At 71.9% G+C, this 9,620-nt stretch carries 7 protein-coding genes; all 7 read left to right on the top strand.

All coding sequences use genetic code 11. From position 1 onward, the window contains the following. Positions 1-6: 6 nt before the first annotated feature. Complete coding sequence (gene glgC, locus CCR97_RS06305; protein ID WP_276330206.1) at positions 7-1,263, top strand: glucose-1-phosphate adenylyltransferase; 1,257 nt, start codon at positions 7-9, stop codon at positions 1,261-1,263. Beyond that, on the top strand, positions 1,260-2,720 hold the full coding sequence (gene glgA / locus CCR97_RS06310; protein ID WP_111356151.1) for a glycogen synthase GlgA: 1,461 nt from the start codon (positions 1,260-1,262) through the stop codon (positions 2,718-2,720). The genes glgC and glgA overlap by 4 nt, the downstream gene beginning before the upstream one ends. Before the next feature lie 235 nt (positions 2,721-2,955). Beyond that, positions 2,956-3,081, top strand: a complete 126-nt coding sequence (locus CCR97_RS32015) for a hypothetical protein (protein WP_274611490.1) — start codon at positions 2,956-2,958, stop codon at positions 3,079-3,081. Between the two features lie 95 nt (positions 3,082-3,176). Then, on the top strand, positions 3,177-4,715 hold the full coding sequence (locus CCR97_RS06315; protein WP_111356152.1) for a YifB family Mg chelatase-like AAA ATPase: 1,539 nt from the start codon (positions 3,177-3,179) through the stop codon (positions 4,713-4,715). 256 nt (positions 4,716-4,971) lie between these two features. Beyond that, positions 4,972-5,451, top strand: a complete 480-nt coding sequence (locus CCR97_RS06320; RefSeq protein WP_170145722.1) for a response regulator — start codon at positions 4,972-4,974, stop codon at positions 5,449-5,451. Further along, positions 5,448-8,186 (top strand): ATP-binding protein, encoded by a 2,739-nt coding sequence (locus CCR97_RS32250; protein ID WP_201159383.1) that lies wholly within the window; start codon positions 5,448-5,450, stop codon positions 8,184-8,186. Before CCR97_RS06320 ends, CCR97_RS32250 begins: the two co-directional genes overlap by 4 nt. Positions 8,187-8,376: 190 nt before the next feature. Then, the coding region (locus CCR97_RS06330) for an ATP-binding protein (protein WP_244670296.1) at positions 8,377-9,620 on the top strand (1,244 nt) is incomplete at its 3' end.

Consider the following 9,620-nt stretch of genomic DNA (forward strand, 5'->3'; position numbering starts at 1 on the left):
GTGCCGATTGTACATTCCACGCCGGGGCCGCTCGCCCGTTCCGCCATGGCCTATGTGCTGGCCGGCGGCCGCGGCAGCCGGCTGCACGAGCTGTGCGACAACCGCGCCAAGCCGGCGGTCTATTTCGGCGGCAAGTCCCGGATCATCGACTTCACGCTGTCCAACGCCCTCAACTCGGGCATCCGCCGCATCGCGGTGGCGACCCAGTACAAGGCGCACAGCCTGATCCGCCACATGCAGCGCGGCTGGAACTTCTTCCGCCCCGAGCGAAACGAGAGCTTCGACATCCTGCCGGCCAGCCAGCGCATCGCCGGCGCGAGCTGGTATGCCGGCACGGCCGATGCCGTCTACCAGAACCTCGACATCATCGAGAGCTACAATCCCGAGTTCATCGTCCTGCTCGCCGGCGACCACATCTACAAGATGGACTACGAGCCGATGCTCCAGCAGCACGTGGAGCAGAAGGCCGACATCACCATCGCGACCATCGAGGTGCCGCTCAAGCAGGCGATCCATTTCGGCGTCGTGCATGTCGACGAGAACGACGTCGTCGTCGACTTCGTCGAGAAGCCGCCGAAGCCGCCGCACATGCCGGGCAACCCGGAGCTGGCGCTGGCCAGCATGGGCATCTACGTCTTCAACACCAAGTTCCTGATCGACCAGGTCCGCCGCGACGCCCAGGACCCGCACTCGACACACGACTTCGGCAAGGACATCGTCCCCTATCTGGTCAAGTACGGGAAGGCGGTGGCGCACCCGTTCTCGCGCTCCTGCGTGCGCTCGCGCGAGGAGGCGGCCGTCTACTGGCGCGACGTCGGCACCATCGGGGCCTACTGGGAGGCGAACATCGACCTCACCGCCGTGGTGCCGCAGCTCGACCTGTTCGACCACAACTGGCCGATCTGGACCTATGCCGAGATCACCCCGCCGGCCAAGTTCGTGCACGACGAGCAGGGCCGCCGCGGCACCGCGATCGCCTCGCTGGTCGCCGGGGGCTGCATCGTGTCGGGCGCCTCGATCCGCCGCTCGCTGGTCGGCACCGGGGCGCGCGTGCACTCCTACGCCTTCGTCGAGAACTCGGTGATCCTGCCGCAGGTCGACATCGGGCGCGGCGCGCGGCTGCGCAACGTCGTGATCGACAAGGGCACCGTGATCCCGCCGAAGCTCGTGGTCGGCGAGGACCCGGAAGTCGACGCCGACAGGTTCCGCCGCACCGAGGACGGGATCTGTCTCATCACCCAGCAGATGATCGATCGGTTGTGATCGCAGCGACGCCGATCCACGTCCTGTCCGTCGTCTCCGAGATTTTCCCCTTCGTGAAGACCGGGGGTCTCGCCGACGTCGCCGGCGCGCTGCCGGCGGCGCTCGCCCCCGAGAACGTCCGCACCGTCACGCTGATCCCCGGCTATCCGGACGTGATGGCGGCGCTGCGCGACGCGAGCCCGATCCTCGCCGTCGACGACCTGTTCGGCGGCCCGGGCCGTCTCCTCCACGGTCGCGCCAAGAACCTCGAGCTGATCGTCATCGACGCGCCGCATCTCTACGACCGGCCCGGCAATCCCTACATGGCGGCCGACGGCCGCGACTGGCCCGACAACGCGATCCGGTTCGGGGCGCTCGGCCTGATGGCGGCGCGGCTCGGCGCCGGCGAGGTGCCGGCCTTCCGGCCCGACGTGCTGCACGCCCACGACTGGCAGGCCGGCCTCTCGGCCGCCTATCTGCGCTACCGCTTCGAGCGCCGCCCCCGCACCGTGATGACGGTGCACAACCTCGCCTTCCAGGGCCTGTTCCCGGCCTCGCTCCTGTCCGCCCTGGCGCTGCCGCCGGCGGCGTTCTCGATCAACGGGGTCGAGTTCCACGGCGAGATCGGCTTCCTCAAGGCCGGCCTCGCCCTGTCCGACTGGATCACCACGGTGTCGCCGACCTACGCGGCCGAGATCCGCACCCGCGAGTTCGGCATGGGGCTCGACGGGCTCCTGCGCGGCCGCACCGAGCGGCTCTCCGGCATCCTCAACGGCATCGACGACACGGTTTGGAATCCGGGTCGCGATCCGCTGATCGCCGCCAATTTCGACGCCCGCCGCATCGCCCCGCGCATCGCCAACAAGGCGGTGCTGAAGCGGCGCATGGGGCTCGCCACCGACGACGCGCTGCTGTTCGGCGTGGTCAGCCGGCTGACCTGGCAGAAGGGCCTCGACATGCTGGTCGAGGTGCTGCCGACCCTGCTCGCCACCGGCTCGCAGCTCGTCGTGCTCGGCTCCGGCGAGCGCAACCTGCAGCAGGCGTTCATGGACGCCGCCCGCATCCATCCGGGCCGCGTCGCCTGCGTGATCGGCTACGACGAGGAGCTCGCCCATCTGATCCAGGCCGGCGCGGACGCCCTCCTGATGCCGTCGCGCTACGAGCCGTGCGGCCTGTCGCAGATGTGCGCGCTGCGCTACGGCACCGTGCCGGTGGTCAGCCATGTCGGCGGGCTCGCCGACACGGTGATCGACTGCAACGACATGGCGATCGCCGAAGGCGTCGGCACCGGCATCCAGTTCCGTCCGACCATCGGCATGCTGGAGGCGGCGGTCCTGCGCGCCACCGCGCTGTGGCGCAACGGCAAGGTCTGGCGCCGCGTCCAGCGCAACGCCATGCGGGCCGACGTCTCCTGGCGCCGCTCCGCCCGGCGCTACGCCACCCTCTACCGCACCCTGATGGCCGAGCGGCGAAAGTAGGTCTTCGACCCTCCGCCCGCATCGGACCGTGAAGGCCCCTCCCGAGCCTTCCCCGAAACGCATGGCGGCCGCCGCAGGACGGCCATGCCGGCGCGATTCACGGTTCGGCGACATCCTTGGTGTAGACAGGGGCTCCTGGACGAGCACACGACGTCGCCTGATTATTCGATCGGACCCGCACGCGCTCGACGATCCGGCCTCCGGCCGGCCCACGCGCGAAGAAACGGGCTCTCCGATGCAAGACCTCGGCCTCACCCTCTTCAACGTCGTCGCCTCCAACCCGCTGCCCGCCGGCGCGGTCCTCGGCTCGTCGCTGCTGACGCTGCTGGCCTTCGTCTATCCGCGGTCTGGGCTGAACTGAGAGCGCCGGTCGCCACCGGTCGTTCCCTTATTGTTCTTGCCGAGCCACCGGCCTCCTGCTACCCTGGCGCGCAATCCAGGTTCTGGGGCGGCGGCATGGTGCAGCGGGTGACGACCGTGGCGTTCGAGGGCATCGAGGCGCGGGCCGTCGACGTCCAGGTTCAGGTCGCGCCCGGGCTGCCCGCCTTCAATGTGGTCGGCCTTCCGGACAAGGCGGTGTCGGAGGCGCGCGAAAGGGTGCGGGCGGCGCTGGTCGCCTCGGGGCTGGCGCTGCCGGCGCGGCGCATCACCGTCAACCTCGCCCCGGCCGACCTCCCCAAGGAGGGCAGCCACTACGACCTTCCCATCGCGCTCGGCCTGATGGGCGCCATCGGGGCGATCCCGCCCGACGCGCTCGACGGCTGCACGGTGCTGGGCGAGCTCGGGCTCGACGGCTCGATCGCCGCGGTCGCCGGCGTGCTGCCGACCGCGATCGCCGCCAACGGGCGCGGCGACGCGCTGATCTGCCCGGCCGCCTGCGGCCCGGAGGCCGCCTGGGCGAGCCCCGACATGGCGATCGTCGCGGCCGGCTCGCTGATCCAATTGGCCAACCACTTCAAGGGCACGCAGGTGCTCTCGCGGCCGCAGCCGCGGATCCGCGCCGCATCGGGTGCGCTGCCCGACCTCGCCGACATCAAGGGCCAGGAGAGCGCCAAGCGCGCTCTGGAGATCGCCGCGGCCGGCGGCCACAACATGCTGATGATCGGCCCGCCGGGCGCCGGCAAGTCGATGCTCGCCGCACGCCTGCCGTCGATCCTGCCGCCGCTGTCGCCCTCCGAGCTCCTGGAGGTGTCGATGATCGCCTCGGTCGCGGGCGAGATCCGGGACGGGGCGCTGAGCAACCGGCGGCCGTTCCGCAGCCCGCACCACTCCGCCTCGATGCCGGCCCTGGTCGGCGGCGGCCTGAAGGCGCGGCCCGGCGAGATCTCGCTCGCCCACAACGGCGTCCTGTTCCTCGACGAGCTGCCCGAGTTCGAGCCGCGGGTGCTCGAGTCGCTGCGCCAGCCGCTGGAGACCGGCGAGGTGGCGATCGCCCGGGTCAACCACCGGGTCACCTATCCGGCCCGCTTCATGCTGGTCGCCGCCATGAACCCGTGCAAATGCGGCCGCGCCAGCGAGCCCGGCTTCGCCTGCCGGCGCGGGCCGATCGCCCGCTGCACGGCCGAGTATCAGGGCCGCCTCTCCGGCCCGCTGCTCGACCGCATCGACCTGCATGTCGACATCGCCGCGGTGAGCGCCGCCGATCTCGTGCTGCCGCCGGCCGCCGAGGGCAGCGCCGCGGTCGCGGCCCGGGTGGCGCAGGCGCGCGACCTGCAGGCGCGCCGCTACGAGGCGCTCGGCTTTCCGCATGTGCGCACCAATGCGCAGGCGCAGGGCGGCCTGCTGGAGGAGGTCGCCACCCCCGACAAGGCCGGGCTGGCGCTGATCCGCGAGGCCGCCGACGCGATGCGGCTCTCGGCGCGCGGCTATCACCGGGTGCTCCGGGTCGCCCGCACGCTCGCCGACCTCGCCGGAGCCGAGCGGGTCGGCCGCGTCCATGTCGCCGAGGCGCTCGCCTATCGCACCCGCCTCGACGAGGTGCGCCGCGCCGCCTGAGGCTCGGGATGCCGCGACCGTGCGGCGATCGCCGGTCCCCGCCCGGGGGGCTGGGCTCGCGAGTGCGGCCGAGCGACGTGGTCGGCGGCGCGCGACGGCCTCGGCCGGCCGGCCGCGTCATACACCGTTTCGACTAGATCGATCTCTCACCCGTTCGGGCTGTAACAGGCGTATTGACCGCCATCCCTGGTTTAATCGAATCTTTTCGCTTCCCTGCCAGAATGATCGATGGGGGCAGGGACGTCGGGGACGCAGAATGCTGGACCGCAGCGAGCCGAACTCATCGCAGGCCGAGGCCGAGCCGAACGCCGCCGCGGGACCGCCCATTCCGTCGCTGCTGGTGATCGACGACGACACCGTTCATCGCATGATCATCGGCCGGGTGGCGCAGCGGGCCGGCTACGAGGTCGTCGAAGCCGCGTCCTACGAGCAGGCCGTCGCGCTGCTGGAGCAGCGCGCCTACACGCTGATCAGCCTCGACCTGACGCTCGGCGGCCACGGCGGCGCCGAGGTGCTGCATGCCGTCGCCGCCATGGACCTGAAGACCCCGATCGTCATCGTGTCGAGCTCCAACGAGACGATCCGTCGCGAGACCGCCGCGATGGCGAATCTGCTCAGCCTCAACGTCTGCCGCACGCTGCCGAAGCCCGTCGACCTCGCCCAGCTCCGCGCGCTCCTCGTGGAGATCCGCCAGCGCGACGCCGTCGGCCTCGGGCCGGCGGGCTGGTCGGCGTGAGCACGTCGGACCAGAGCTCCAGCCATCGGAGCGGCCGGGCCGCGACGCGCGGCGGCAGCGCCGGCGGAACCAGAATCTCACGTCCCTATGCCGGCCTGATCGCCGGCGCCGTGTTCATGATCGCGACCATCGTCGGCATGAACGCGCTGGTGCTCGGCAATCTGCGCGAGAGCGCCCTCGCCGCCGCCGAGCAATCGCTCGTGCAGCGCAGCGCCATCATGGCCGAGCAGGCCGATCGCGCGCTGCAGTCGATCGACCTGATCCTCAGCGCGCTGCTCGAGCACGTTCCCGACGCGGTGTCGAACGACCGAGCCGAGTTCGTCCGGCGGCTGTCCGGCCTGCCGATCCACACGGTGCTGCGCGACAAGGCGACCGTGGTGCCGCAGCTCGAGGCGCTGTCGCTGTTCGACAGCAGCGGCGCGCTGGTCAACTTCTCGCGCTTCTGGCCGACTCCGGCCGTGTCGATCGCCGACCGCGAGCACTTCCTGCGCCTGCAGACCGAGCGCCTCGCGCACTCGATCGTCGGCGCCCCGGTGCGGAGCCGCGTCACCGGCGATTGGGTGGTCGGTCTCCACCGCCGGCTCGACGCCTACGACGGCAGCTTCATGGGCATCATGTCGGCGACCCTGTCGCTCGACCATTTCGAGGCGCTCTATCGCGCCGTGTCGCTCTCCGAGCACGACTCGATGTCGCTGATGACGCGCGAAGGCACCCTGCTGATGCGGCACCCCCGCGTGCCGCTGATCGGCCGCACCTTCGCGATCCGCGACGGCGGCGAGCGGCCCTACACGGAGCATCTCGTCAGCCCGCTCGACGGACAGGAGCGGGTCGTCGCGGTGCGGCCGCTGAAGAGCTATCCGCTGGTGATGGTCGCGACCACCACGAAGGGTCACGCGCTCGCCGGCTGGCACGCCGTGGTGCGCCTGTCGGTGTTCCTCTCGGTGATCGGCGCCGTGATCGTCGTCGTCGCGGCGCTGTCGATCGCGCTGTGGTGGAGCGAGCAGACGCGCGCCGTGAAGGCCCGCACCGACCACATGGCGGCCGAGAACGCCCGCGCCCGCGCCGAGGCCGAGCTGATGCGCGAGCGCGAGAAAACGGCCGAGGCGGCGAACCGGGCGAAGTCGGAATTCCTGGCCACCATGAGCCACGAGATCCGCACGCCCATGAACGCCCTGCTGGGGCTCGCTGCGACGCTGATGGAGAGCGACCTCGACGCCGAGCAGCGCGTCTGCGTCACCGCCCTGCACGACGCCGGCGACAACCTCCTGCGCATCCTCAACGACATCCTCGACTTCTCCAAGCTGGAGGCCGGCAAGCTCGAGTTCGAGGCGATTCCGTTCTCGCCCGCCGCGCTGGTCGACAACGTGATCAGCATCGTCGGCAAGCGCGCCGCCGACCGCGGGCTCGTGATTCGGACCGCGATCGCGCCCGACCTGCCGGCGGCCCTGATCGGCGACGCCGGCCGGCTCCGCCAGGTGCTGCTGAACCTGTTGTCGAACGCCGTGAAGTTCACGTGCCAGGGCGAGATCCGGGTCGCCGTGCGCCGTCTCGCCTGCGACGCCGACCGGGCCGAGGTCGAGTGGATCGTCGCCGACACCGGCATGGGCATCGCGGCCGACCGCATCCCGTTCCTGTTCACCAAGTTCACCCAGGCCGACTCGTCGATCAACCGCCGCTTCGGCGGCACCGGGCTCGGGCTCGCGATCTGCAAGCACATCGTCGACCAGATGGGCGGCACCATCGGGGTCGAGTCGACCGAGGGCGTCGGCACCACGTTCCGGGTCCGCCTGGCGCTCGCGTGGTCCGACACCTTCGTCGGCGAGCCGCGCGGCGACGATGCCGGCGTGGTCGCCGCCTTCCGGACCCGCCTCGCCGAGCTCGGGCGGCCGCTGCGCCTGCTGATCGCCGAGGACAACCCGACCAACCAGCTCGTCGCCGTGAAGATGCTCAAGGAGTTCGGCATCGTGCCGCGGCTCGTCGCCGACGGCGCCGAGGCGGTGGCGGCCGTGGCGGAGACCCGCTTCGACGTCGTGCTGATGGACGTGCGGATGCCGCAGATGGACGGTCTCGAGGCGACGCGGACGATCAAGGCGCGGGGCGGCCCGAACGACGCCGTGCCGATCGTCGCCATCACGGCCAACGCCTATCCCGAGGACATCAAGATCTGCCGCGCCGCCGGCATGACCGGCTTCGTCGCCAAGCCGTTGCGCAAGCAGGCCCTGATCGAGGCGATGCTCGACGTCGTCGACCATCTGGAGGCCGAGCCTCGCGGGACCGAGCCGCGGGGAGCCGGCGCAGCGATTCCGCTGCCGGCGATGCCGCAGGCGGCCGCCGGTCCGGGCGGCGGCCCGCCCCGGGCGGCGGCCGGTGCGGTGCGCGGCCACGATCCCGAGCAGGCGATCGACCGCGACATGCTCGCGATGCTGGCCGAGGAGATCGGCGAGGACGGCCTCGCGCTCGCCGTCCAGGTGTTCCTGCGCGAGTCGGACGCGCGGCTCGCGCGGATGAGCGACCTGTGCCCCGAGCTCGCCCGCGACACCATTGCGGTCGAGGCGCACACGCTCAAGGGGGCCGCCGCGACCTTGGGCGCCGTGGCGCTGGCGGCGCTGGCCGCGGAGCTCGAGGCGGACGCCGCGATCATCACGACGGAGGACTATCGGGTCCAGATCGCCCGGCTCGACACCGCGCTCGCGCACGCCCGCACGCATCTGGTCGCCCTCGCCGCGGCGGCCTGACGACACGCGGCCACGCCGGGCACGCCGGGATCGTCGGGCCGGGTCCGGCCGCGACAAGAGATCAGCAAGACTCCGGTGCTATCCCGAAGGGCGGCCGCCGCCGGGATTCGGCCAGACGCGCGCCGCGAAGACGGCGCGCAGGCGCGCCGGTTGCGAAAGGCGCGCAGGCGCGCCAGGGGCGAAGGCGCGGATGCACGACTGGCTCGAACGATCCGCCCGCCCGACCGCCGTGATCCTCGGCGCGATGTCGATCCTGCTCGGGGGCCTTCTCGGGCCCGTGCTGATCTGGACCGCCGCGCCTCTCGGGACGCGCCCCTTCGCCGGCATCGCCATCGCAGCGGCGATCACCGCCGCCGCGGCCCTGGCTCTGCTTCTGCACGACAATCGGCGACTGCGCCGCAGCCTCGACCGGCGCGACGCGCGCATCGAGGCGCTCGCCGACCGCGAATGGGAGCTGACCGACGCCGAGGAGCAGGCGCGCGCCGAGCTGATCGCGGTGCGCGAAGAAGCCGAGGCCGCGGGCCGCGCCAAGAACCGCTTTCTCGCCACCGTCTCGCACGAGATCCGCACGCCGCTGAACGGCATTCTGGGGATGTCCGAGCTGTTGCTCGACACGCCGCTCACACCCGCCCAGGCCACCTATGCGGAGGCGGTGCGCACCTCCGGCCGCGCCCTCCTGACCCTGATCGAGGACATTCTCGACTTCGCCAAGATCGAGTCCGGCCGCATCACCGTGACGGCGCGGCCGTTCGGTCTCGCCGCCATGGTCGAGTCGGTGGTCGAGCTGCTCGCCCCGCGCGCCCACGACAAGGGTGTCGAGATCGCCGCCTTCGTCGACCCGGCGCTGCCGGCCGAGGTGGTCGGCGACGACGCGAGGCTGCGCCAGGTGCTGCTCAACCTCGTCGGCAACGCCGTGAAGTTCACGCCGGCCGGCAGCGTCATGGTGACGGCCGAGCCGGGCCCCGAGGCCGGGACCGTGATCGTGGCGGTGCAGGACACCGGCATCGGCATCGCCCCGGACGCGCAGGAGCGCATCTTCGGCGAGTTCGAGCAGGCCGAGGGCGGCGCCGACCGCCGCTTCGGCGGCACCGGGCTCGGTCTCGCCATCACGCGCCGCATCGTCGCCCGGCTCGACGGCTCCATCACGGTCGACAGCGCCCCCGGGGCCGGCGCGACCTTCCGGGTGACGCTGCCGCTGCCGGCGGCCGACGGCGCCGCACCGACGACCGCGGCACCCGACCTGTCTGGACGCGGCGTGCTGATCGTCGCCGAGGATGCGGCCGCCATGGCGGCGCTGCGCCGCCAGCTCGGCACCTGGGGCGCCCGCACCGCTCTGGCGACGCCTGCCGAAGCGGCGGCCGTCCTCGCCGCGGAGCGTTGCGACACCGTGCTGGTCGATCGCGCCATCGGGACCGCGGCCGCCGCGGTCCCGAT

The organism is Rhodoplanes elegans (assembly GCF_016653355.1).
GTDB lineage: Bacteria > Pseudomonadota > Alphaproteobacteria > Rhizobiales > Xanthobacteraceae > Rhodoplanes > Rhodoplanes elegans.